The following is a 24,368-nucleotide window of genomic DNA, read 5'->3' on the forward strand; positions in this document are numbered from 1 at the left end:
GTCTCTAAATATCGTCCAAATATCGCCTACGCTGTTCCATCTTCTCACGCTCTGTGCGACGATCGTAATGCTTGTCGAGCACGTCGCCACTCACGTTTGCACGGTCAGACACAGCTGGTCGGGGCACATCGTTTGAGAGCCAGTGGGTGATCCCTCCACGCCGTACAGCGTGTGGCGAGACGCTTGACGGGCATTTGCTGGCTTGCTGACGGTCAGTAGCGGCTGTACAGTTCTCGACGTCTCGATTGTGTGGGCACTCCCCCGTACTGATGCACGGGCGAGTAGCGGCGTAAATGTCGACGGCGATCGTGTTGCGGTGGATGCGACCATAGGTGGTGGTGATGAGCGGGTCGCGCCCGTAGTCATCAGTTCGTTCGGGTCGCTTGTGGTCGATCCAGTCGTTGAGCAGCGTGACCGTATCTGATTTGAGGGCGACGGTTCGTTCGTCCTCGTGCTGGTTCTTCAGGGGTGTGTTTACCTTGGGTCGGTGTCTGATCTCCAGGTACTCGTCTCGTGGGTGGTAGTCGTCGAGATCAATCGCCCGAATCGCGCCTCGCCTCAGCATCGTTCTCCATGCCAAGTGAAGGACGACGTGCTCGCGGGAGGCGTACTGGTACGTGTCGTAGTGGTCGAGGAGCGTTTCTGCGACATCGGAATCGAGCATCACGTCGCGCTCATTCTCACCATTTCGCAGCGTCGGCGACACGACTTTGGTGTCCAGGTCGTCGTCGACCAGTCCGACGCGGCCGCACCACCGAACGAACACTCGGAGCGTGTCCATCTGTGTTTTGAGCGTCACGCGGTTGAGATCGCCGTCGTCGCGACGCCAGTTTCGGTACTGGTTGATGGCCGCCCCGTCGAGCTCGCTGAGGTCGTCGATGTCGGCTTCCTCACGACACCAGCGGATGAAGTGGCCGAGTCGTGAGCGGTGGCTATACAGCGTTGCTTCGGTGACGTCTCGGGAGTCGAGGTAGCGCTCAAGTGCGCCCTCGGGGTCGGAAGGGATGCTTGCGTCAGTCATGCTAGTGGTGGTGTTGAATCGCGCTCCACCACAACAGCCCGAGGATGGCGACGGGCGCGGCCCTCTTAGCTCCGGGTGCGACCAGCAGCGGGCTTCCGGTGCCGGAAGCGCAGGCGCGCGAAGCGCGCCGAGAACCGCGGGTCGCGGGTCGGAAGCGCAGCGCCGAAGGCGCGAGAACCGAGCGTGGAAGTCCGCCCGGAACGGCGCGTTAGCGCCGCACGCCCGGCAGAACCCGCGAAAGTCAAGTCCTGCAGCGCCCATGTTTTCGCGACGAACGAAGTGAGGAGTGAAAACTGGGCCGAAGGATTTGAGCCATGCCAGTCGCACGCCCGGGAGCGCAGCGAAGCGAGCACCCCGGACCGTCTGGCTCTGGTTCATAATCCTGCAGCGCCCATCTTCTCACCGCTCCTTTCGGCACTAACTCAGAGACCCGTGTACAGATCTTCAAATGGGTATATCCAGCTGTTTTCGCGTTCCGTGTCCGGGACGCTATAACGGATACCAGTCCGTCACGTGTTGCAGCCTCTCGCAGTACGGCGGTCCCGTTCGCAAACGGGGGTGTCCTCACGTGAGCGTCGGACACACCGGTTCGTTCTCCGCCGAAAAAATTCGGAGTTCTACTATGGCGTTTGTAGCGTACTCTATCCGGATCCGGACAGACGGAAGGCGTCAGCTACAGAGGATAGCCATCTTCGAGATCCGCAGTGGGATTCCCATATAGTTCTTCAACCGCTCGATCTGTAAGTTCATCCAGTTTCTCGGCTGTTTCGTGGTATTCTCTCTCCCTATTTTTGAGCTCGACGTAGGTCTCGAACCCGGAATCGATGTTTGAAATGTCTGGGATTTGAATATTCTTCACACGGTCTATTAGAGAGATCGTCTTGGTGGCTTTTTTGTAGAAATTCACCTCGGAGTCGAGGTTGTTGACAGCTTCCGGAATAAATTCTGCCAGTAAAACAGCCGTCTGCTCATCCAGGTCAATCAGTTCAAACGCTTTAATAAAGTCTCCGTCAACATAACCGTGTCTCGTCGTGTCAACACTATCTGCATCTTCGGGTTTGTACTTTGGTTTTATCCAGACAGAAACGCAATCAGAGTTTCGCTCTGTTCGCACGTCGGCGATACGTAGTCCCTCATATTCCGCAGGTGACCCAGCCAATTTAGTCTGCTGCACACCACGTGCAGGCTGAATGATCCCACATTCACTAACCTTCTTGTCGGCACTGGTGGGGGAAATATAGTCCATCAAATTAGTGTTCAGGCGATCTTTAGATGCTACGACCTCAGTGTGTCGTCGCGCCAAATAATCAAGAATCTCATGAGCTACTGGTCGGTCAACAGTGTCCGGGCTAATATTCGACTCTATAAACTCGATCGCGTCTGAGTTAGTTTCCTCGATGAAGTCGTCGACCTTCTCTTCGAAATCAGATATCTCAATGCTGTCCGGTTGCTCTTTTTCAAAGTCAACAACAGGGACGGGGATGGAGTTGAAATACTGGGTGGCGAGGTTGTTGTCAATGAAGCATGTCCAGAAGTAATGGTTTGTCAGGTCAGCTGAGAGTATGGCCATTATATAAAAAATAGAAACGTCCGTCTCATCATGAGTGACGAAGTTGATGGTTGAGTTGAAGCCAATATACTGCTCATCATCGTAAGTTGCCACGATTCTTCGTGGGTAGCGGGAATTACGAATTGCCTGTGCGATCAGCTTTTCATCAGCTTCCCAATATTTCTCGTCACGAGGGGCATCCAGTTGGTCTCTATCATAGTGAACGTAGTCTCCGCCCCAGGTTGCCCCATACCGGTGGAGGTCACTTCCGCGATAGATTTTGCGATACTCGTCTTCGTTTTCTGGGTCTTCAGTGAGGAAGCGATCATTATCTCCCGTCCGTAGGCCCTGTTGGGCATCGACGAAATCGGAAAGTGGCTGAGACCGTTCAATATCAACGTAATCAGTAACCCAGCCGGCAGGCCGAATTAAGAGTGGCCGGCCAGGGAGATAGTCTACGACGTCAGCGGGATACTCACTCAAGTGTTGGTCTACACCCACGAGGTCAGAAGGATGTATTTGAGCCCCCTCCAGCATAGACACACTATCACCTGCTCGATCGACTTCTGAGTAAACTATCATCGGTTCGTTGGTCGCGTCCTCGAATACATCGTCCGTGAAGTCGATTACACGAAGATAGCTGGAGTCAGTAACCAATTTTTCCCGTACTAATTCGAATGAATTGTTATTGAGGAGGTTATGTGGGATTATATAACTCAATCCACCACCGTCGACGGTCAGGTCAAGACCTTGTTCAATGAAGATCGCGTAGAGGTCAAAGCGATAGTCGTAAGTACTGCTAATTTCATCGAAGTAATCTCTGTATTCTTGCGGAATGCTTGTAATAAACACATACGGTGGATTTCCGATTACAGCATCAAAACCAGCGTTATCACGAATCTCACCATCTTCTCCATAGAACGCGACAGGGAATTCCAGCTCCCAGTGGAAGAACTGCTCCTCTTCTGCAACCTCTTGAGCCCGCTTAAACCAGCTTTGCTGTAGAATGCTTTCCCAGGAATCGTCACGGAGGGCCTCTGCCATTCGTTCATAGGCATCGTCGGGTATAGCTAAACCAAACTCATCGGCAGTATGGACGTTAGCCATCGCCAGAAGATGCTGGTAGAGGTTATCCTCACGGACCTCATCATATACATCCTCCATTCTCTTGACATCCTCTAGCGTCTCATTATCGATCGAGAGGAGATCAGTAAATCGTTCTAAAACGTGTTCAAGAGCCTGTTGACGAGTGTGTTCGAATGACTGTGTGAGAGTGAGTTGACCCTCTTCAACCGTTTCTCCTTCTTGATCGAGGACATCCTCAATATCACTTCCAACGAGCGAGTGGCCAGTCTTCAAGTGATGGTCCAGGAATGCAAGCGGTTGCTCGGCAGCGAGCGTCCGAAGCCACAGTGATACCTTCGCTAACTCCACCGCGAGCGGGTTTAGGTCGACGCCGTAGATACAACGCTGGGCTACTTGACGGCGAGCCCAATTGATATCATGAGATTCATCGACAGTCTCTATCCCCTGCTGTGCGGCCTGCTTCTCCTGAGCATCAATAATCTCTCGTGCCAAATAGTCTACTGCACTGGTGAGGAAGTGTCCTGAACCCATAGCAGGGTCAAGTATCTTCAGCTCAAACACACGCTCAGCAAAATCCTCGGCAAAGCCACGATCGCCGCGAGCACTTTGAGCCAGGAGATCTTCCCTAATGTCGGAGACGAGCGGTTCAAGCGTGTTTTCGACGATGTGCTCAACGACGTACTCGGGCGTGTAGTACGATCCAGTTGCTTTTCGTTCGCCACTGTCCGTCGTCAAGTACACCTCACTCTCATCCACCACGACTTTATCGGCTTCGTCGGCGCTGACGTACTCGCCGTCGTCAAGCCCTAAGGGTTCGTCAGCGATGTTCAGTTTGTACTCAAGCAGGCCCTCGTAGACGCTCCCAAGGTGACGAACGTCGAGCGAGGAGTAGTCGACGAAGATCTTCCCGTTCCCGTTTTGACTCCGGGTCAGCAACTCGATGACCCTCGCCAGGTAGGCGTCGCCGACCTCGCGGTTGGCGAGGAATCGAGCTTCACGACTGTCGTCATCGTCCGGGTCAGTGCGGAACAGCCCACCGTTGTACGCAGGAATGTAGAGGTCGTCCTCGGGGATACCGCGAGACTTGCTACCCTTGTCAATGAGCTTGAAGAGTTCATCCAGACGCGACCAGAGATTGTCCTGCCAGTCACGATACTTTGGATCGCCGCTGTCGAGTTCCTCAGCCACCTCCTGCTTGAGTGAATTCAGGCTGTAGGACTGTTCGTAAATATCGTTGCTCGTATCGAGCAGTTCCCGACCCTCTGCTTCCGCGTACAGCACGAAGATAAGTCGGTAGAGGTAGATGAGCGAACTGTCGTGAATGAGATCCAGATCCTCCCCGTCAAGGTCGTTGTCGGGATACTGGAGAAAACCCTCCGAGAGTACCTTGATGGCCTCGTAGATGTTATCCTGAAGGTCTTCACCCAACTCCTGGGCGAAGACGTTAGACTCGTCGTAGACGTCGTCGAGGAAGCTGTCACCACCAGCGTCTTCGACGAACGCCTGGTGGCGGAAGAAGAGGTAGAAATACTTGAACTCCTCGAGGTCGCCGTTCTCAAGGACGGTCGGTAGGTCGACCTCGTAGTAGGAGTCGAGCCGGTGGCTGGTCGGTGCGTAGTAGAGTCGCCACTTCTTGCCGTTCGTCAGGACGGCCCAGCGAGCAGGCGTCTCCTGGAGGTAGACGTGAATCTGGTAGCTCGGGTTCTCGAAGTCGCGCTCGTGCTCGCCACTCCCGCGAGTATCGAGAGGGCGGCCCCATCGCTTTGCATCAGCGACGGCGGTCGCGTTGTTGTAGAAGTCACCACCCTCTTCACGTCGTTCGAACGCGTTTCGGGCTGCGTCTTCCGTCTCGAAGAACCCGTAGTCCGGGCGACGCTGGGTGCGATCGGTACTCTCCTCGACCTCGAAGGGAATACCCAGCTTCCGGAACATCGGCCGGATGAACTTCTCTTCGAGCTGGGACTCATTTCGTTTCGGGGCGGTACTCTTCTCGCGATCCCAGAGTTCCTGGATCTCGTCGTACGCTTGCTGTAGCTCCTCGTCACTAACCTCGTCCCATTCCTCTGTCTCTGGCAGGTGCTTATCGAGGTAGTAGTTGGAGAACAGATCGCGGTTCGTGCGGAAGGTGAGTGCCGTTTGCATTTTTAAGCGGGAGTGACGATGAGGAATTCCTCGGACTCCTTGCTGTCGATGAGTGCGTGAGCGACCTCTTTGGCGTCGACGACGTCGACCTCGACCGCGTCGCCGATATCGACACCGAGTTTGTCCAGTTCGGACCCGGAGACACTGATCCGACCAGAGTTCCCGGTATTGCGCCCGACTTGCTTCCGGGTCATTTCGTATGCGCTGGAAGTGATATTCTGGCTATATAGTCTTTACCTAGACTAACTACAATCGTGATTCGGTAGTGGCGGTTAGAACGGCACCGAAACAACGCAGATCGTGCCAATGTCATTCATCGCGACCGACGCGAGTTTAGCTCGCTTATAAGCTGTCGGGATCGAAGAGGCCAGCGAAACGCGACGGAACGACGCCAACACCGGCTAATGACCACCGCGGACGTCGTGTTCGATAAGTTCGCGGAGCCCATCCACTGACAGCGGATCGATCTCGACCTGTTCGCCGTCGCCGGTGTAGTAGATGCTCGCCTCGATCTCCCGATCCGGGTAGACCGCCCGCGCAACGTGGTAGTAGACGCTCAGTTGCTTCCGGTACTCCGGTTCACCGTGCCGCCCGCGGTCGGTCTTGTAGTCGACGATCTCGACGCGGTCCGGCGTCACGTGAACGAGATCGACGACGCCCGAGATCGTCACGCGCTCGCCGTCGACCGTGAGGGGGAGGGTGGCGTCCTCCTCGACAAGGAGCTCGCCGTCGAGGCCGTCGAGGAACGCCGCGACGGTCGTCTCGTCGTCGTTCTCCGGCTCGACGGCCTCGCCGCGTGCGTAGGCCTCGGCAAAGTCGTGGACCTGCGTCCCGAACTCGGCCCCCCTGCCGCCCTCGACGTCCTCGAAGACGTCGTCGCGCATGAGCGTGTGCGGCGTGTGGCCTCGCGGCCCCGCCGGAACCGGTACGTCGACCTGCAGTGCGGTCTGCTCCGTCTCCCCGGCCGCCACGTCGGCGACCTCGGGCGTGACCGACTCCACCTCGACCGGGAGCTCCTCGAGGAAGGTGTTCGGGTCCTCGCCGGCGGTGAAGACGACGTGGCTCTCGGCCCGCGTAATCGCGACGTAGAGGAGGCGGCGTTCCTCGTCGTAGTCCCGGGGCACACAGTTCCCGAGGACGTCCGCCCGCCAGTTGTCGTAGACGTGGGGCGTTCCGTGCGCGTCCGCGGAGTACACCTTTCGCTGGCGGAGGCCGACGGGGTCGTCGTAGGTGATGACCCCGCCACCGCCGCCACCCGGCGGGAACCGGCCGCCGTTCATGTTCGCGAGGACGACGATGGGGTACTCGAGGCCCTTCGTGGCGTGGATCGTCTGGACCGTCACCGAGTCCGTCCCGGCGCCCGCGTGGACCTCGTGCGTGCTGCCGGCCTCGATTGCACGTTCGACGAACCGGATGAGGTCGCCGCGCGTCTGCGTCGTGGCGTCGTGGACCGACTGGAGCGTGTGCAGGACGACGTCGGCCGTCGGCCCATTGTAGCCGTAGCGGGCGAACACGCGCCGTGCAACGCCGCCGAGCGTCTCCATCGACCGCAGCTCCTCGCGGAACGCGACCATAGTCTCGGGGTACGGTTCGCCGTCGAGGATCGCGTCGACCTCGTCGAGCGTGTAGCCCGCTCGCTCGAGCACGACGGCCCAGCCGCGGTCGACGTCGGCCTCGAGGATGCGCAGCCAGGCGAGCAGCAGCTTCGCCTGGTCCGTCCGGAAGAGCTCGATGCCGCCCTCGTAGGCCATCGGCAGGCCGTACTGCTCGGCGGTCCCGAGCAGCTCGCGGCCGAAGTCGCGGGTGCGCGTCAGCACGGCGACGTCGCCGTACTCGGGTGGCCGGAGGTCGCCGTCCTCGTCCTCGACGCGGTACTCGTCGTTGCCGACGATCTCCTGGATCTTCGCCAGCACCGCCTCCTGCTCCTCGTCGCTCCGGATCGCCTCGATAGTCGTGTTCTCGTGGGCTGCGTTCGACTGGAGCGAGACGATGCGATCGTCGACGGCCTCGACGCCGACGTCGTCGCGGTTCGCCGCGGGGACGCGGAGCGCGTGTTCCGAGAAGTCGAGGATCGCCTGTGTCGAGCGGTAGTTCTCGACGAGCTCGATGGTCCTGACGGGCCGCGTCGGGAAGGAAACGCGCTCGTGGTCGCTGTTCAGCTGGTCGACGAAGCGGTCGAGCCGGGCCTCGAACTCGACGATGTTGTCGACGTCGGCGTACTGGAAGCTGTAGATGCTCTGCTTCCAGTCCCCGACGACGCAGACGTTGTTCGTCCCCGCGAGCAGGAGCGCGAGCTTGAACTGGATCTCGCTGGAGTCCTGGAACTCGTCGATCATCAGGTACTCGAAGGCGACGTCCTCGCGGAGCTCGTGGTTCTCACAGAGCAGGACGAACGCGAACAGCTGGAGCATCCCGAAGTTCAGGTAGTTCCGCCGCAGCGCGAACCGGAGATACTCGTGGTAGACGTCGTGGACGAATCCCTTCAGTTCGGCCCGGTCCTCCTCGAAGACTCGCCGTGCGAGCTCGTCGGGCACCTGCTTGCCGCTGCCGCGAACCTCCGACTTCTCGGGCGCATCGGGCAGGTAGGTCTTGTTCCGCCCGTACCGACCGAGCTTCGACCGGAGCACGGACTGCTTGCTCCCGCCGTTCCGCGGCTCGTTCAGCTCGTCGAACAGCCGCTCGAACGCCGCGAAGTCGCCGTCGAGGTGCCGTTCGCCGTCGCGGTACCACCCCTCCGCGTCGGGGAACACGCCCTTCGCCGCGAGCTGGGTGATCAGGTCGAGCAGCTCGCCCGGGTCCGAGAGCGCGCGGAAGACGTCGTCGTACTCGGGGTGGTCGTCGCTGAAGCCGTCGACGAACTCGACGAACAGCGCCTCCTCGACGAGTTCGTCCTCGACGATGCGCGTCGACCCGGTGATGCGGTCGTCGATACCGAGGTGCGTCGGTGCCGCATGGCCGTGCTCCTCGAGGAGATCGTGACAGAGCGAGTGGAACGTCTGGATCGGTGCGTCCGCGAGTTCGCGCATCCCGTAGTGACAGTTGCCGACGATGCGCTCCTTCATCTCGGCGGCCGCGTTGTTCGTGAACGTCACCAGCAGGACGTCCTCGGGGTCGACGTCCGCCTGCGAGACGATGTTGGCGTAGCGGCGGGTCACGGTGAACGTCTTGCCCGTGCCGGCGCCGGCGTCGACGAGGTGGAGGCCGTCAGTGCTGTCGATGAGCTCCTGCTGCCGGTCGTTCGGGGTGAGGTCGGTCATCGGTCACCCTCCAGGAGCAGGTCGCGGTTGTCCACGTACCGGTAGTTCGGCTCCCCGCCGATCCCCTCGACGGGGAAGCGCTCCTCGCCGGCGCGTCGGCGGTTCAGCTCCGCCAGCCGCTCCGCGACGAACGTCTCGAACGCGTCGAGGTCGTCCTCGAAGAAGGCCCGTCCACGAACGCGCGCCAACTGGCGCATCGCCTGCTCACAGCCCGACTCGACGTACTTGTAGTCGCCCACGCGGGCTTTCGTCCGCGTGATCAGCGTCTCGCCGAACGGCGACTCGATCAGCTCGTCGCTGTCGGTCGTCTCCGGGAGGGCTGCCTCGTCGAACACCGCGGCGTAGTCCTCGTAGTCGACCTGCGAGAGCGTCTTCCGACAGTCGTTCGCGCCGTCCTCGACCAGGTCCTCGAAGAACGCCTCCGAGCGCGCGTGCTGCTCGAACGACACCGGGAAGTACGAAACGGTTGTCAGCGCGTCGTCGAGGTCGGCTTCGCCGGCGACGACGTCGTCGACCGTCTCGAGGAAGTGGAAGAACGTGAACTCGAGTTCTTGGTCGGGATACTGTGAGCGCCAGTGCGCGAGGTACAGCAGCGCCTGGAAGTTCGGCGAATCGCTGGGGGGAGCGAGCGCCGAGTTCGTGACGACACGTGCGGCGCTCTTGCGCCGCCCGCTCTTGTGGTCGACCAGCCGCGTGGGCGAGTGAATCAGGTCGATCTTTCCCTTCAGTCCCAGTTCCTCGTTCTCGAACCACCGCTCGGTAACGGGCGAGTCGACGGGCATGTCGAACCGCTCCGCGAAGGCGTTGCTCCCCCAGTCGCTCGTGGCAGTGAGGAACTCGCCGTCGACGGGAGCGTTCTCCGCGAAGTACGCGACGATAGTCTCCAGCCCGGCGCGGTACTTCGTCCGTCGCGTGGCCTCCTCGACCGATCGGACGAACGGCCGCGTCTCCGCGAGCATGTGGTCCACGACCTCGTCGATGACGCCGTCGTCGACGAAGTCGGGATGGGTGACGTAGAACTCCGCGAAGTCGTGAAACAGGTTCCCCTCCCGGAAGTAGTCCCTGTCCGGCCCGTCGACGAGCCGGCTGAAGAAGTGGTCGCGCGGCGAGTTGACGTACGTGCCGAGGCTCGACTGGCTGACGGTCGATACCTCGACGGGGGTCGCGTCGACCGGTTCCCTCTCGAACGCTCCGCCGTCGTCGCCGCGGTCGAACCGGCGAGCGTGCGACCGTGACTCCAGGTCGCTGAAGCGCTCGAACGACTCCTCGATCAGTTCCTCGAAGTAGAGACAGGGCGTCACCGGCGACCCGCCTTTCGAGTCCTGCACCAGGTAGTACTGCTTCGCTCCGCTCTGGAGGAGGAGCTGGAACTGCCGGAGGTTGCGCGTGTACTGGGCGTCACGGTCGACCCACGGGCGCCGCGGCGCCGACTGCGTCCAGTCCTCGTCCAGCCCCAGGTAGAAGACGACCGCCCGGTCGACGAACGCGGCCGACTTCGCGTCCGCCAGCAGTACCCCGTTGTTCTCACGGTCGACGGGCACCTCGTAGCTCCGGAGGTAGAACACCAGCTCGTCGACCGCCTGCTCGGTCGCGGGCGCGTCAACGATACCGAGCGTCTCCAGCTCGTCCCGGAACGCGGACAGCTGGCAGTCCGCCCGTTCCTCGAACGCACTGAGCGCCTCGCCGAAGGTCCGATCCGCGATGCCGTCACAGAACTCGACGACCCAGTCGAGCTCCCCCTCGTCGAACTCGGACAGTCGCTTCTCGTCGTGCTCGACGGCGACCGAGACGCCGAGGCGCGTGAGGAGCGGCCGTATCTCCCCGACGCGCGTGTCCGTCCCGCCGTGGGCCGCCCTGAGTAGCTGGACAAACGCCCGATGGTCGGGGTCGTCGACGAATCCCGGCCCGCCGTAGAAGGGGACCCCCTCGGCCTCGAGCGCGGACTCGACGAGCGTGGAGAACTCGCTTCCCTGGTCGAGCACGACGGCGACGTCGTCGGCGTTCTCCTCGGTCACGGCGTCGACGACGGTCTCGACGATGGCCGTCGCCGAGTCGAAGACGTGGAACGGCGGCCGGTCGAACGCCCGATCATCGAACGGGTCGAACGTGTCGTACTCGGCGGGGAGGATCGACCGCTCCAGCTGCGTCAGCTGGTCCTCGCCGACGACGGCGACGTCCCGGTCGTCGTCGATGCGGAAGTCGGTGAGTCGCCGCGACGTCGTGTCGAGGTCGGCGACGTACTCGACCGCCTGGCGCGTGGCGTCGTCGACGTACGTGTCGTAGTCCAAGATCGCCTCGAGACGACCCCGGTGCTCCCAGCACTGGAGGATGTTCCCGATGGCGTAGGCGCCGCGCTTCCAGTCGAAGTCGGTCCGGTCGACGAGCTCGAGGAAGGCGACGCGGTCCTCGGATTCCTCACGGCGACCCGCCGCGAGCCGACGGGGCGTGACCGCGAACGACCCGAGGTGCGGCCGGTCGATGCGGCGGTTCAACGCGCTCGCGAGCGGCGCGTCGGGCACGACGACGAGGTCGTATCCGGCGACCTCCTCGTAGAGGTCGTCGATCGGTTTGGCCCGGGGAAATGACACGTTCCGCAGCATCACCCGTACTCACCAAAAGTCCGCCGGTCGAATCGGACTGGGGTCACTGCCGGGGTGGACGTGGGAGGCTCGGGCGGCGAGGGGAATCGGGTCCGTCCACGTCCGGCTTTTAAATCCCCCGTCGTCGAGGAACAGACCCGTCCGACGTGGTCGCGAGCGTTCGCTCGGGAACGGTGGCTCCCGGGGATCACCGCGAAGAGTCGCCACGGCGGTGCATGGTGAGACCACCGGTGAGCGCTGTTCTCCACTTATAAAGTCCCGCGGTGTCGCGGTCGCCTCGCGGGTGGATGGCTCGGTGGGATGCACGTCGGTCCGTCGCTCGTCCCCATACCGAGCTTCGGAAGACCGTTCTCGCCCCGATCGGGTTTCGGAGGATCCCGCAGGTGCCCCCGACGCCGAACTGCTCGCCGACGCAGCTCTATCCTCGGCGGCCGCGGCCGTCCACTTCCGCTTCGCTTTCCCCGGGTTTATCCCGCTGACTCGCCAGAACCTGGGCATGACGAATCGGACGCCCGCCTCGCATGCTGGCCAGTCCTCCCTCCCCTTCGTCGTCCACGTGGACTCGGTTCCCGACCTCGTGGACCGCGCACAGCGCTCGCCGCACCCCCGAGAGCTCGTCCTGACGACGGTCCAGCCGCATCGGCGGAACCTCCGCGACAGGCTCCGCGACGCCGACCGCCCGCAGAGCAGCTTCGAGTTCACCCGGCTGGTCGACGTCGCCAGACAGGTCGCCGGGACCGCGAACGTCGAAACGGAGAGCCTCGACCGCATCGACCGGCTCCGGGCGCTGCGGTCGATCCTCGAAACCGCCCGCGACGACGAGGCGGACTGGTACACCGACCTCGCGGTGTCGATGGGAACGGACCTCCCGGAGCAGCCGGAGACGTTCGAGGCGCTCCGCGCGGAGGTCGAGACGGTCACCGGGTTCCACCCGGATCGGCTGGATGCGCTCCGGAGCGAGGGGAACCGGGTCCCTGCCCCCGCCGACCGCGACTCACGGGCCCGTATCGACGCGGTCGTCGCTGCCCAGCGCGCGCTCGCCGCGCGCGTCGCGGACGCACCGAGTTCGGACACGGTCGTCCGCAACGCGACGCGGGAGCTCGCCGCCCACGGTGACGACACGTGGAACGAGGCGTACGGGACCGTCGAGCGCCTCACCGTCGCCGGTGCAGCCTCGATGTCGGCGACGCTCGCGGACTTCCTGCGGGTACTCGGTGACGAGACCGACGTCGACGTCCACCTCCACCTCCGCGCGGCGACCGGACCGGACATCCGGGAGCGACTGTCGGGACTGTGTGCGGTCGCCGAGCCCGGCATCGAGGTGATCGGCTCGTGAGCGTCCCGGACGGCGGGAACGCGACAGGTGAGGAGGAGAGTGGGATGGATGACGAGGTGAGCGCGATGGAGGTCGTGGCGGACTCGCGACCAGACGAGGCACGCCGCGTGCTGGAGGTCATCGCCCGGTACGTGAACGACGGCGGGTCCCTGAGCGACGTCGTCGTCGTGGCCCCTGATCTGGATGCCTACGAAGCCCCATTGGCCGACGCCGCGGCCCGGCACGACCTGCCGACGGCGACGTGGACGCAGCTGCCGCTCACCGACACGCTTCCGTACCGACTCCTCACCGCGCTGTGTCGGGTGCTGGACGACGATCCCTGCACGGCCGACGAGTTCCTGGCCCCGCTCGAGTACGAGTGGGCCCCGCCGGACGCGGACGTGGGCCCGCTCGACGCCGCGGCGACCGCCGCGCTCCGGGCGGGCATCCTCGACGAACCCGATCCGGAAACGGAGCGGCCGGTCACCGAGTGGTGCGACCGGGTCGCCGGGGCGGACGCCCCTGCAGTCGTCGACGCGTATCTCAGCTGGGTCGGTACGCATCGGCACGCGGGGGAGCCGTCGAGCCAGCAGGTCGTCGAATCCCTCGAACCCGTGCTCGACGAGTACGAGGAGACGGTCCTCCCGCGCCGGAAGGATCGGGACGACCCGACGCTGACCCGGACGGCACGGACCGCGCGAGCCGTGGTTCGGACGCAGGACCTCGTCGTGGAGGTCGCGGAGAAGTACGACGACCGCGTCGCCGCCGGGGAGAACCGCTCGTGGACGCTGGTTGACCGACTCGCCGAGACGATCGGCGGCCTCCGCGCGGGCCGCCGCGAACACGCGAACGCCCGGGCGCTCGACGTGGTCGACGCGAACGACACCTGGGCACTGTCCCGCGAGGTGGTGATCGCGGTCGGGCTGCGGCAGGGTGGGTGGATCGAGTCCCCCGGCGGGCTGCTCCCGCCCGAACTCCGAGACCGCCTCCTCGGCGGCCGCCCGGCCGCCTCGTCGCTCGGGCTTCGAGCGACGTGGTCGGAGGCGCGGGTGCGCGATCACTTCCGAGACACCGTCGCCGCGGCGATGGACACCATCGTCTGCACCCGGCCACGACGCGACGAGGACGGAACCGAGGTGCCGCGATCACCGTTGCTCGCGACGGTCGACACCCGGCTCGTGGAGCCGCCCGAGGTGTTCGCCGATGACTGAGGCCGACTCGCTGCCGGAGGGCGTCGAACCGCGCGACGAGTTGAACGACGCCCAGCGCCGGATCGTCGACGCCGCCCTCGCGGCCGACTCCGGGCTGTTCGTCCAGGCGTCCGTCCCTGGCTCGGGCAAGACGTACGCGAGCGCCCGACTGTGTGCCGAGTACGTGCTCGGCCGGGCCGCCGCCGGTGCCGACCGGCCGGTTGCTGGCCTGACTGCGGCCGCATTCAACCGGGACGCGGCGGGACAGCTCCTCCCCGAGATCGCCGACTGGATCCGGTGGCTCGTGCACGACGAGACCAAGCCCGCGGCCCGAGCGGTCGGATCCGACGAGGTGGAGGGGATCCTCGGTGCGCTCCGTCGTGCCGAGGCGGTCGGCACCGTCGACGCGGTGATCTACGACGTGTTCGGCGACGTCGCCGGCGAGCTGGGGTTCGACGACCCGAGCTCGGAGGACGGGTACGCGATCGACAGGCTCCACGACGACGCCTTCGAGTCGGTCGCAGCCGACCCGGCCCATGCGGCCGCGGTCGACCGGCTCGAGGAGGCGTACCCGTCCCTCGACGAGGACGACGCGGACCGCGACCGCGTCGCCCGGATCCTGCGAACGCTCCTGGAGGCTGCCCACGAGAACCGGTGGACAGCAGGGGAGGTGGCCGAGCGTCTCCACGGGGGGCGGGACGCGTTCTATCCGGAGGGACCGCCGTCGTCGGTGGCCGACGTCGATCGCGACCTCGAGCGGTTCGTCGGCGGCCACGCCGCCGTCGCCACGGACGGGTCGTGGGACGCCGAGCGCGTCGTCGAGGTGGACCGCGAGCTGCACGACGCGTGGGGGGACCGGATCGACGACCTCGTCGATGTTTATCGGTCCTACGCCGAGACGTACGACCGGCTGTGCCGCGAACGAGGGGTGGTGAGCCACGTCGACTGCGCGTACTGGGTCGCGCGATACTTCGACGACCCCGAGTGCGCTCACCGCTGGGCCGACGACGACACCCCCCGTGCGGTTGTGGCGGCACGGCGTGACCGTCTCCGCGACCGCTGGCAAGCGCGGGTGAACCTGCTCGTGGTCGACGAGGCGCAGGACCTCTCGACGGCACAACACGACGCGCTGTCACAGCTCGTGACCGACGATACGCGAGTCGTCCTCTACGGGGACCCCTTCCAGAGCATCTACACCTGGCGCAACGCCAGCCCGACGCTGTTTGCCGACGCAATTGCCGACGGCGTCTACTTCGGCCGGGAGTGGGACGACCCGGTCGTCGCGACTGCGGAGACGACCTACCGGCAGCGACCGGCGCTCACCGACACCGTCGACGGCGTGTTCGGTCCGGCACTCTCCGATCCTGGACGAGGCGTCGCGCCGGCGGTCGACGTCGACTACGCTCCCCTATCCCCGGACCGTGCGGACGACGGCCGGGCTCGCGTCCACGTCGCGACGATGCTGGCCCCGTCCGGAGACCGAACCAGAGCAAAGCGGGCGGCCGAGCCGCTCGCCGAGTACCTCCACGGCGGCCTCACCGAGGGGCGGTTCGGGGACGGCGATGCCCCGCCCGCGATCCGGCTGCTGTTCCGGAGCAGCGCCGCGATGGACGAGATGCGCGAGGCTATCGAGGACGTTGGGCTCACGGTCGGAACCGAACGCCCGGTGTTCGACCAACCGCTCGCGCGAACGGTCGTGGCGCTACTCACGTGGCTGGTCACCCCCCTCCGTACCGACCACGCCACCGAAGCGCTCGGTGCCGCCGCGGCCGAGAGTGACAGCGAGACGCTGCGGGCAGTCGCCGCTCACGTCGCGGCCGCCGACGGCGACGTACTCACCGCGGCGAAGCGATCGGCGGAGCTGGACGCGGACGCCGCCGAGCTCCTCGACGAGCTCGCCGCGCTTGCGGGAGACGTTGCCGATCGAAAGCGATCCACGGCCGCGGACCTCACCCGGCGGCTCTGTGGGACGGTCGGGGTCGAGGACGACCCATACGGGATGCAGCCGGCGGCGACGGTCGAGTTCCGGCGGCAGGTTCGCGACGAACTGATAAGCGCCGTCGCCGACCTCGCGCGACCGGACACGCCGCTGGCGGAGGTCGTCGCCGGGCTGACGGCGATGTGTGACGAGCCCGACGACGGCCCGTCGCTGGCGGTCGACGCGAACGACCACGACGTGGTCTTCGAGACGATCCACTCGTACAAGGGAGCGGAGAGCGACGTCGTCGCGATCGCCGACCCGTGGAGGAGCCCGAACGGGCGCTCGTACAGCGACACGGTCGTCGCCCGCGACGAGACGCTCGCGCTCTGTCCGCCGGCCGTCGCTCCCGAGGCGGCGACGGTGCCGATCGCGGGCTACGAGAACGGCCTGTTCGATCCCGAACTCGGCTGGTCCGAGACGAACCACAACGGGCTGCGGTGGGTGACGAACCGACTCCGGGCGGACTCGGACACCGAGTACGCGGGGCCACCGCGGTACGCGTCGGTCGCCGCACAGGAACGAGCCGAACACTGGCGGCTCGGGTACGTGGCCGCAACGCGTGCCCGCGACCACCTCGTCGTCCCCGTCGAGGACCGCGACCAGTACGATCCCCGGCGCTCCTGGAGCCACGCGTTCGGCGCGGCGTTCGACCTCGGCGAACTCGAGGGGATGCGGGAGACGGCACGCAGCGTCGCCGGCGAACCGGTTTGCCTCTCGAAGGACGACGTCGCCTCGCGGGACCCCTTCGTCGACCATCTCGAACCGTGGGCTGGTCGCGCCCCGGAGACCGACCCGGTGGGTGAGGTGACCGTCGACGCCGACGGCTGCGCGTGGCTCCCGCGGTTCCTCAACGCGAGTACGTTCCACCCGCTCTCGGCGGATCACGACCGGTACGTCGTCGACCATCTCCTCGGGAAGCAGCTGGACACCGATAGTGGCGCGACCGACACCGAGGCCCCGCTGGACGTCGTCGGGCCCGGGGTCCTCGGGCAGACCGCTCACGACGCGATTGGGAGCCTGATCCGGTCCGACCCGGATTATCAGGCAACACGCAGGGGACGGAGCCAGCTGGACGATCACGCCCGCTGGGCCGCCGGTCGCGCACAGCTGGACTGGGGACTCACCGACGGCGAGCGGTCGCGTCTCGAGGAGTACCTCGCCGAGACGGTGCTTCCCGAGTTCGTCGAGACGGATGCGTTCGCCCGGCTGTGTGCGGCCGAGACGGTGTACGTCGAGGAGCCGCTGGAGACGCGGACCCGGCTCGACGGGCTCCGGATCGAGGTACGGGGACAGGCCGACTTCGTCGCCCGCGACGGCGACGAGTGGGTCATCGAGGACGTCAAGCTCGCGTTCGCCGAGGGGGCTGAGGAGACGGACGAACGGTATCGGCTGCAGCTGGCCACGTACCAGTGGATACTCCGGCGACAGGGCGTGGACGACGACGCGTCGATCACGAGCAGCGTCACGCACCTCGACGGCCGCGACGCCGAACACCGGATCCGGGACAAGGAGGCGACCGAGGACTGGATCGCCGAGCGACTGGAGCGGCTGGGGCCCGATACGTAAGCTGGGTCCCGATAGAAGCTGAGAGACTTATAAGTGCGCTGGAGAGCTTATAAGTAAAACTCGGGCGGGGGCAACTTCGAGCCCCCGGGAACGGCCCGGGAACCGTTCAGCCGAGCGCGTCGAGGACTGCCAAAGGGTACCGAGGAGCCGCCCCTAATCTGCCGCTTCGCCGGACACGGCCGGCGTCGGCTCCGGCGCGGTCGACTCGGCGTGGGCGGGCTCGAATTCGAGCTCGCCCTCGTAGTGGAACGGGGCGTTCTCCTGTTCGGGGTCCAGCACCGTCAGCTGTATCCAGCCGTTGTCGAGGAGCTGCGTGAGCTCTTCGTGCTGCCGGAGCACGTCGACGACCCGGTCGACCGGGGCGTGAATCAGCGCCGTCAGGCGCAGTGGCTGGTGGTGTTGCCGGTCGTCGGCCGCGTAGAGCGACTGTAGCGGGAGGCCCGTCATCAGGTCGCCGCCGTTCCCCTGGTACACGCCGACGTTGCCGACGGGGTTCTGGGTCACCTTCGAGCCGCTGCCGTAGACGGCGTTGTCGACGGTCGCGAAGTAGTACTGGTTGTTGATCCACTGGGTGACGACGAGCGGGCCGGTCATGATCGCCTCGAGGGCGTCGCCGTCGGGGTCCGTCCGCCAGTCGTACGAGTGGAGGAACGCGCGGCCGTCGAGGTCCTCGTCCGCGGTCAGCTCGCGGGGGCCGATGACGAACGAGGAGTTGCCGGCGAGTCCCCATTCCGGCCGCGTCTCCGCCCAGTCCGCGGCGCGGCGCTGCGCCTCGCGAACGCCGTTGCCGTCGCCGTCGCTGTCGGCGTTGCCGTCGCCGCCGCGGGACTCGTCCGTCGTCGAGTCAGTCCGCTCCGCCGCCGCGCCGGCCCGGGCCGCTGCCAGATCCTCGCGCAGGCTTTCGAGATCCTCCTGGTGGCTCGCGGGCACGTCGTCGTCGAAGAGGGCGATCTCGTCCGTCGTCGTGTTGTGCTCGGCCGCGAGGAACACGGTGTCGGTGGGAATATCGAACCCGCGCTCGCGGAGCTCGCTCTTGACGTCCTCGTCGTTGCAGATGGCCGCGAGGACGCGCGCGTTTGGGCCGCCGGCGTTGCCGGCGCAGGCGCCGCAGTCGAGACTGGAGTCGAACGGGTTGTTCGTCGTCTCGCTGGCGTGGCCGGTAAACACGACGAGCCGGGCGAACGTCTCCCAGCCCATCAGGTCGAAGGCCGACTCGGCGTAGTCGACCTTCTCGTCGAGGGTGAGCCCCTCGCGGAGCCCGTGGACTGAATCCGGGTTGTAGTCGACGGCTGGCTCACAGAACTCGTGCGTCTCGGGCGCGCGGTCGGCCGCCCCGAGCAGGTCGCGGACCCGAGCCGGCAGGAGCGTCCGGGCCGCGAGCGCGGCCCCGTAGCCCGCGCCGGCGTTCTCGACGAAGCTGAACGCCGCCGCCGTGTTGGCCTTGAGCGAGTCGAGCAGCTTCGCACCCGAATTCACCAGGCCCTCCCAGCGGTCGTGTGTGGCCCGTGCCGGGTCGGCGTCCTGCGTCGGGCGCTCCGCGATGCGATGCTGTGTGTCGACGATGGGCGGACAGGAATCGACGGCGACGTCCGCGTCGTACCCCTGGAACCGCATCGGGACGCCGAAGAAGCCCGCGTAGCCGTGCGTCTCGTACGGCCCGGTCGCCTCGATGTGCCGGCGAATGACCTCGGAGCGCGTGTCGATGCAGAACACGAGCTGGGCGGCCGGACGCGACGGCTCCGCCGGGGATTCGGTCGACGCGGTCGCCGCTGTCGCCTCGGTCGGTTCCGCCATCCGGTCCAGCAGCCGGTCGCGGTGACTCTTCTCCCACGCGGTCAACAGAATCTCCGGCAGCGGTACCTCGTCGGCAGCGTCCCCGGCGTCGACGACGTCGGCGGCGACGTCTGCGTCAACGTCGGCAGTTTCCTCGGCGTCCGAGACCTCGTCCGCCGGGTCGAGGGGGGCATCCAGGCGGTCCGCGAGCACCAGCCGCACGGCGAGGTACTCGACCAGCGAGATCGGGTACTCCGACTGCCACGGGTCGGCGTCGTCGGCCGCGCGCTGCTTGATAAACCCGGTCCAGCCGGGGAGCGCGGCGAGCTGCTGTTCGAAGATGGACTCCCACTCCCCCTGGGGATAGCTCGACAGGACGTCCTCCAGCGCTGCGTCCGGGGTTTCGGGGATGTCCGACGGGCGCTTACAGTCCGGGATCTCGCCGTCGTACGGCGCGACCGCCCGCCAGGCGGCGTAGAAGCCGCGGTCGCGGTCCGGCATCGGCCACTTGGCGTTTCCATGGTCGAGGAAGGCGGCCAGCCACTTCGAGAGGATGCGGTCGACCTCCTCGGTCGCGGGGTCTGTGTCGGGGTCGGAGTCGCCCGCTGCATCCGCCTTCGACTCGGACGCCCCCAGCCGGTCCAGCACCGTTTCCGGCTCCTCGTCGATACCGTGAGCGTCCAGTTCGTCGGCCAGTACCTCCGCGCCGATCCGGCCCTGCTCCCAGGCCTGCCGGAAGACGGCCGGGCGGGGGTAGCCGCGACCACCGAGCAGCTGCTCGGCGTCGTCGACGGCCTCGTGGAACGGCTGGTCCTCGAAGCCGGAGAGCGGATTGGCCGTGACGAACGAGTGGAGCGGCCAGACCGAGCCGACGTGCTCCGCCGCGCGCTCGATGCTGTTCGTGAGGTGCGGTTTATCAGTAGTCATTGTAATCCTCCTTCGAGGTCAGCACCGTTTCCGGCGCCGGCTGCGAGCGGTTCAGCAGCGCGACGTAGAGCCGCTTGCTGGAGCGGTGCCACCCGAGCTCGATTGCGACGTAGGCGGCGACGAAGACGCCGCCGAGCGCGACGTGGACGACCGAGAGCTCGGTCGGCGCGCTCGACGTCGGAACGGTCGACAGCAGCCCCGAGATGGTGTTGAACAGGACCCCGTAGACGCCGATCGGGACGACGACGACGAGGGGGAGGCTCGCGAGCTTCCCACGCGCCGAGAGCTTCGACTGCCCGAGGACGTCGCGGGCGGCGTGCAGCGTCGTCAGCACCACGACGAGCGCCAGGAACAGGCCGGCGTCCAGCTTGGCCCCCTTCCCGGTGATGGCGACGAAGAGTGCGCCGCCGCCGAGTGCGGTGGCCAGGCTGACGACGACCCCGCCGAGGCCCAGTTCGTCGCGGCTCTTCTCCGTCGGGGCCGTCTGTGTCACCGTCGCGCCCGAGGAGAGGAACAGGTACGCCTTGTAGAACCCGTGGAGGATGAGGTGCGTGATGGCGGCCGCGAAGAAGCCGAGCCCGCACTGGAGGATCATAAAGCCCATCTGGGCGACGGTGGACGCCCCGAGCTTCCGCTTGACGTCCGTCTGAACGAGCAGCAGCGCCTGGCCGAGCAATGCGCTCGCGGCGCCGACGACGACGAGGAGGTGCATGACCGTCGCGTCGGCGGCGACGAGCGGCGCGAAGCGAGTGAGGAGGATGCCGCCCGCGTTGACGAACCCGGCGTGCATCAGGGCCGAGGCGGGCGTCGGCGCTGTCATCGAGGAGAGGAGCCAGCCCTGGAACGGGAACAGCGCCGACTGAACGACGGCCGCGAGGACGATCCCGGCCACGGCGAGGCCGAAGACAGTCGGCGAGAGCGTCCCGGCCCCCGCGAGGATCCCGGTGATCGACGTCGTGCCCGTCGCCCAGGCGAGCAGGGCCAGACTCCCGGCGAGCAGCCCGCTGCTCGCGAGGAAGTAGCGGCGGGCGAGGGCGGCCGCGGCCCGCGCCTGCTTCCAGTCGCGGTCGTGGCCGATGAGCGAGGCCATCGCCAGCCCCATGCCCAGCCACGATGCGGCGAACAACACGACGTGGTCGGCCGCCGTCACGGTCATGACGACGAGCGTGAAGCCGAATATCGTCGCGAAAAAGCGGTCGAGATGGCGGTCGCCGGCCATGTAGCGGCGGGAGTAGGAGTGCACGATCCCGCTGACGAAGGTGACGATGGCCCAGGAGACCACGGTCAGGCCATCGACGGCGACGTAGCCCGGAAGCCGCCACTCCGCTCCGCCGAAGCCGACGATCGCGAGCAGCGTCAGGCTGAGCAGGAAAAGCGCCCAGACGGCGCGCGTCGCCCATCGGGGCACCGGCGTCGACGTCGGCGGTGTCTCGGGGAGCTGTACGCGATCCGTCCGTTGCGTTTGTCCTGCCATTATTCGTGATCTCCGTCGGACCAGTCCAGGGCACCGCGCAGACGGCCGCACGCCGCCGTTTTGCTACCGCACTGGCCGATTCTATCCTATTCAAGGACAGTCTGGTTATTATAGTCTTTGGTATGAACAAATCGTTCGGAAAATGGCGCTATGCGAACAATACCCAATGATCGATCGTGTTGTTCTCGGCTCGGGCACTCCGAAAGCGCCCCCCGGGCGCGGCGGTTCCGTCGGCGGCGACCCCCCGCGACGGGATGGATATAAACGCCCGAGGGTAGAACGAGACGGTAATGAGCATAGGTAGCGCGAACGGAGCGTGCGGGGTCGCTGGTTCACGTCCGGCGAGGAGTGATCACCGTGGAGCTTGAGGGAACGATACTCGCGGGGCCGGAGCTGGAGCCGATGCGCGGCCGCGTCGTCGTCGAGGAGGGGGAGGTGCAGGCGGTCGAGGCCTGTTCGACCGACTCCACCGACATCGTGCTCCCGGCCTTCGTCAACGCGCACACGCACATCGGGGACTCGGTCGCCAAGGAGGCCGCGGTCGGGCTGTCGCTGGAGGAGGCCGTCGTCCCGCCGACCAGTCGCAAGCACCGTCGGCTGCGCGAGGCGTCCCGCGAGGAGTTGATCACGGCAATACGCCGAACGATGGCGTTCATGCAGGAAACCGGGACGGCCGTCTTCCTCGACTTCCGGGAGTTCGGGACCGAGGGTGCGCTCGCGCTCCGCGACGCCGCCAACACCGAGCCCGTCGAGGAGTTCATCTTCGGGAGCGACGAGCCCGATGTGCTCGACGTCGCGGACGGCTACGGCGCCAGCGGCGCCAACGACTCCTCGTTCGGGGAGCATCGCGAGGCCGCCCGCGAGGCGGGAAAGCCCTTCGCGATCCACGCCGGCGAGCCCGACGACACGGACATCCATCCCGCGCTGGACCTCGACCCGGACCTGCTCGTCCACATGGTCCACGCGGGGGCGGACCACCTCTCCCGGGTCGCCGAGCAGGACGTGCCCATCGTCGCCTGTCCGCGCGCGAACCTCGTGCTCGACGTCGGCAAGGCGCCGCTCAGGGACCTGCTGGACCACACCACGGTCGCGCTCGGCACGGACAACGTCATGCTGAACGAGCCGTCGATGTTCCGCGAGATGGCGTACACGGCGCGGGCGTTCGACGTCACGCCGCGGGAGGTGCTCGGGATGGCGACCCGCGCCGGCGCCGAGATCGCCGACCTGAACTACGGCGTCGTCGAGCCGGGCCGGGCCGCGAAGCTGCTCGTGCTCGACGGCGACTCGAACAACCTGGCCGGCTACGAGGACGTGATCGCGGCGGTCGTTCGCCGTGCCGGCGCCGCCGACGTGAAGCGTACGGTCCTGTAGCGGCGTCCGGCGGGCGCCGTCGACCTGCTAGTCCTCGCCCGGGCTCGGTCCCGTCGAGAAGTCGTCGAAGGGGTTCGTTCGATGGCTCCGAACGAGGACCTCGTCGGCGACGGTCAGCCCCATGTCCAGCAGCTCCTTCGCGACGGGCGTGATGTCGTCGTCGCTCTCGCCGACCGCGGTCACGAGCAGGTTCTTCTCGCCAGTGACGAGCTCCTGGACCGTCACGACCCCGGGGATGTCGAGGATCTCCTCGATGAGCTCCCCACGATCGGGGATCGGGGCCGTGCAGTACAGGAGCATCCGGAGCGGATAGCCGGACTTCTGGTAGTCCACGTCGGCGCTGTACCCCTTGATGATCCCCTCCGATTCCAGCCGCTGGATGCGCTTGCGAACCGTGCTCGACGAGGCCTCGGTTCGGTCGGCGATCTCACCGGAGGAGAGGTTCCGAGCGTCCTCCTGAAGCGCGTAGAGGATTTCCCGATCGATGGTATCGAGCTCGTACTCGGTCATGCTCGCTGCTTCTCTGCGGGCATACAAGGCACTTTGGCTCCGTGAGACGCGCCGGAATCGACCGTGGGACGAGTTGAGTCGGACGAATTCCACGACGCTCGGTGGATTGGGGACAAAACCGCCCCCGATCCGAACCTTTTTGTTTTTAGGTATGCCTAAACTGATTCGATGACAACGTCACGCAGCCGGCCATCGGACGCGACGGCCGAGAACGAGCCAGTTGCCGACGCCATGGTCGACGAAGCGCCCGAGCTCAACGCCTACGACCTGAACGCGGACCGGACGATCCTCACGGAACCGGGCAACACCGATGGCTGGATCGCGAGCGACACGACGGTCTCGCCCTCCGAGTAGTGGGCGTTCGGTCGCTCAGTAGGACTCCTCGCCCTCGACGTCGATCTCCGCTTCGACCTCGATGGTGATCCCGTCGGCCTCGAGTTCTCCTTCCACTTCCCGCTTGTCGCCGAGTTCGAGCTCGAACTCGTCCGGCTCGACCTCGACCTCCACCTCGAGATCCACAGTGACGTCGGTGTCGTCCATACCCTCGCTAGTTTTAGCCAGACCTAAAACGATGTCGGGAGCGCGTCGCGCGCGACTTCCGGAAGA

Annotated in this window: 14 protein-coding genes; 5 read left to right on the plus strand and 9 right to left on the minus strand. The window is 65.5% G+C overall.

Translation table 11 applies throughout. The features are described 5' to 3' along the window. Positions 1–4: 4 nt before the first annotated feature. The 5 genes from ACQE3M_RS12085 to ACQE3M_RS12105 form a co-directional block, all read right to left on the minus strand. Positions 5–1,021 carry a tyrosine-type recombinase/integrase gene (locus tag ACQE3M_RS12085; RefSeq protein ID WP_430505877.1) on the minus strand — a complete coding sequence of 339 codons (1,017 nt, stop codon included), beginning with the start codon at positions 1,019–1,021 and terminating at the stop codon, positions 5–7. A 673-nt stretch (positions 1,022–1,694) separates the two neighbouring features. Next, positions 1,695–5,798 (minus strand): Eco57I restriction-modification methylase domain-containing protein, encoded by a 4,104-nt coding sequence (locus tag ACQE3M_RS12090; protein ID WP_430505878.1) that lies wholly within the window; start codon positions 5,796–5,798, stop codon positions 1,695–1,697. Between the two features lie 2 nt (positions 5,799–5,800). Then, positions 5,801–5,992, minus strand: coding sequence for a hypothetical protein (locus ACQE3M_RS12095; RefSeq protein WP_430505879.1), 192 nt, complete (start codon positions 5,990–5,992; stop codon positions 5,801–5,803). Positions 5,993–6,199: 207 nt separating this feature from the next. Then, positions 6,200–9,055 carry a UvrD-helicase domain-containing protein gene (locus ACQE3M_RS12100; RefSeq protein WP_430505880.1) on the minus strand — a complete coding sequence of 952 codons (2,856 nt, stop codon included), beginning with the start codon at positions 9,053–9,055 and terminating at the stop codon, positions 6,200–6,202. Further along, complete coding sequence (locus ACQE3M_RS12105) at positions 9,052–11,643, minus strand: PD-(D/E)XK nuclease family protein (protein WP_430505881.1); 2,592 nt, start codon at positions 11,641–11,643, stop codon at positions 9,052–9,054. The genes ACQE3M_RS12100 and ACQE3M_RS12105 overlap by 4 nt, the downstream gene beginning before the upstream one ends. A gap of 508 nt (positions 11,644–12,151) precedes the next feature. Between ACQE3M_RS12105 and ACQE3M_RS12110 the strand changes: the two genes are divergently transcribed. From ACQE3M_RS12110 to ACQE3M_RS12120, 3 genes are read left to right on the plus strand one after another with little or no spacing between them, the layout of a single operon-like run. After that, positions 12,152–12,991, plus strand: coding sequence for a hypothetical protein (locus ACQE3M_RS12110; protein ID WP_430505882.1), 840 nt, complete (start codon positions 12,152–12,154; stop codon positions 12,989–12,991). After that, positions 12,988–14,181 carry a PD-(D/E)XK nuclease family protein gene (locus ACQE3M_RS12115; protein WP_430505883.1) on the plus strand — a complete coding sequence of 398 codons (1,194 nt, stop codon included), beginning with the start codon at positions 12,988–12,990 and terminating at the stop codon, positions 14,179–14,181. The genes ACQE3M_RS12110 and ACQE3M_RS12115 overlap by 4 nt, the downstream gene beginning before the upstream one ends. After that, on the plus strand, positions 14,174–17,707 hold the full coding sequence (locus ACQE3M_RS12120; RefSeq protein WP_430505884.1) for a UvrD-helicase domain-containing protein: 3,534 nt from the start codon (positions 14,174–14,176) through the stop codon (positions 17,705–17,707). Before ACQE3M_RS12115 ends, ACQE3M_RS12120 begins: the two co-directional genes overlap by 8 nt. Before the next feature lie 153 nt (positions 17,708–17,860). Here ACQE3M_RS12120 and ACQE3M_RS12125 read toward each other — a convergent pair whose 3' ends face one another. After that, entirely contained in the window at positions 17,861–20,407 is a 2,547-nt protein-coding gene (locus ACQE3M_RS12125; protein ID WP_430505885.1) for a DUF2309 domain-containing protein, read from the minus strand. Beyond that, entirely contained in the window at positions 20,397–21,881 is a 1,485-nt protein-coding gene (locus ACQE3M_RS12130; protein ID WP_430505886.1) for a proton-conducting transporter transmembrane domain-containing protein, read from the minus strand. The genes ACQE3M_RS12125 and ACQE3M_RS12130 overlap by 11 nt, the downstream gene beginning before the upstream one ends. A gap of 402 nt (positions 21,882–22,283) precedes the next feature. On the opposite strand from ACQE3M_RS12130, the gene ACQE3M_RS12135 reads away from it, so the two are divergent. Then, positions 22,284–23,252, plus strand: a complete 969-nt coding sequence (locus ACQE3M_RS12135) for an amidohydrolase family protein (RefSeq protein ID WP_430506138.1) — start codon at positions 22,284–22,286, stop codon at positions 23,250–23,252. 27 nt (positions 23,253–23,279) lie between these two features. On the opposite strand, the gene ACQE3M_RS12140 is transcribed toward ACQE3M_RS12135, so the two are convergent. Further along, positions 23,280–23,762 (minus strand): Lrp/AsnC family transcriptional regulator, encoded by a 483-nt coding sequence (locus tag ACQE3M_RS12140; RefSeq protein ID WP_430505887.1) that lies wholly within the window; start codon positions 23,760–23,762, stop codon positions 23,280–23,282. A gap of 168 nt (positions 23,763–23,930) precedes the next feature. On the opposite strand from ACQE3M_RS12140, the gene ACQE3M_RS12145 reads away from it, so the two are divergent. Further along, positions 23,931–24,116: a hypothetical protein gene (locus tag ACQE3M_RS12145; protein WP_430505888.1), complete on the plus strand. Its 186-nt coding sequence runs from the start codon at positions 23,931–23,933 to the stop codon at positions 24,114–24,116. Positions 24,117–24,131: 15 nt separating this feature from the next. Here ACQE3M_RS12145 and ACQE3M_RS12150 read toward each other — a convergent pair whose 3' ends face one another. Then, positions 24,132–24,302, minus strand: a complete 171-nt coding sequence (locus ACQE3M_RS12150; RefSeq protein ID WP_430505889.1) for a hypothetical protein — start codon at positions 24,300–24,302, stop codon at positions 24,132–24,134. Positions 24,303–24,368: the final 66 nt, after the last annotated feature.

Origin of the sequence: Halosubterraneus shenae (genome assembly GCF_050510935.1) — an archaeon.
In the GTDB taxonomy this organism is placed as follows: Archaea; Halobacteriota; Halobacteria; order Halobacteriales; family Haloferacaceae; genus JBDGPU01.

What these genes read in the sequence shown, in the direction of transcription:
- ACQE3M_RS12120 (WP_430505884.1), top strand. Translation starts at nt 14,174, where the DNA reads ATGACTGAGGCCGACTCGCTGCCGGAGGGCGTCGAACCGCGCGACGAG.
- ACQE3M_RS12125 (WP_430505885.1), bottom strand. Translation starts at nt 20,407, where the DNA reads ATGACTACTGATAAACCGCACCTCACGAACAGCATCGAGCGCGCGGCG.
- ACQE3M_RS12090 (WP_430505878.1), bottom strand. Translation starts at nt 5,798, where the DNA reads ATGCAAACGGCACTCACCTTCCGCACGAACCGCGATCTGTTCTCCAAC.
- ACQE3M_RS12110 (WP_430505882.1), top strand. Translation starts at nt 12,152, where the DNA reads ATGACGAATCGGACGCCCGCCTCGCATGCTGGCCAGTCCTCCCTCCCC.
- ACQE3M_RS12130 (WP_430505886.1), bottom strand. Translation starts at nt 21,881, where the DNA reads ATGGCAGGACAAACGCAACGGACGGATCGCGTACAGCTCCCCGAGACA.
- ACQE3M_RS12085 (WP_430505877.1), bottom strand. Translation starts at nt 1,021, where the DNA reads ATGACTGACGCAAGCATCCCTTCCGACCCCGAGGGCGCACTTGAGCGC.
- ACQE3M_RS12140 (WP_430505887.1), bottom strand. Translation starts at nt 23,762, where the DNA reads ATGACCGAGTACGAGCTCGATACCATCGATCGGGAAATCCTCTACGCG.
- ACQE3M_RS12145 (WP_430505888.1), top strand. Translation starts at nt 23,931, where the DNA reads ATGACAACGTCACGCAGCCGGCCATCGGACGCGACGGCCGAGAACGAG.
- ACQE3M_RS12150 (WP_430505889.1), bottom strand. Translation starts at nt 24,302, where the DNA reads ATGGACGACACCGACGTCACTGTGGATCTCGAGGTGGAGGTCGAGGTC.
- ACQE3M_RS12100 (WP_430505880.1), bottom strand. Translation starts at nt 9,055, where the DNA reads ATGACCGACCTCACCCCGAACGACCGGCAGCAGGAGCTCATCGACAGC.
- ACQE3M_RS12135 (WP_430506138.1), top strand. Translation starts at nt 22,284, where the DNA reads ATGCGCGGCCGCGTCGTCGTCGAGGAGGGGGAGGTGCAGGCGGTCGAG.
- ACQE3M_RS12095 (WP_430505879.1), bottom strand. Translation starts at nt 5,992, where the DNA reads ATGACCCGGAAGCAAGTCGGGCGCAATACCGGGAACTCTGGTCGGATC.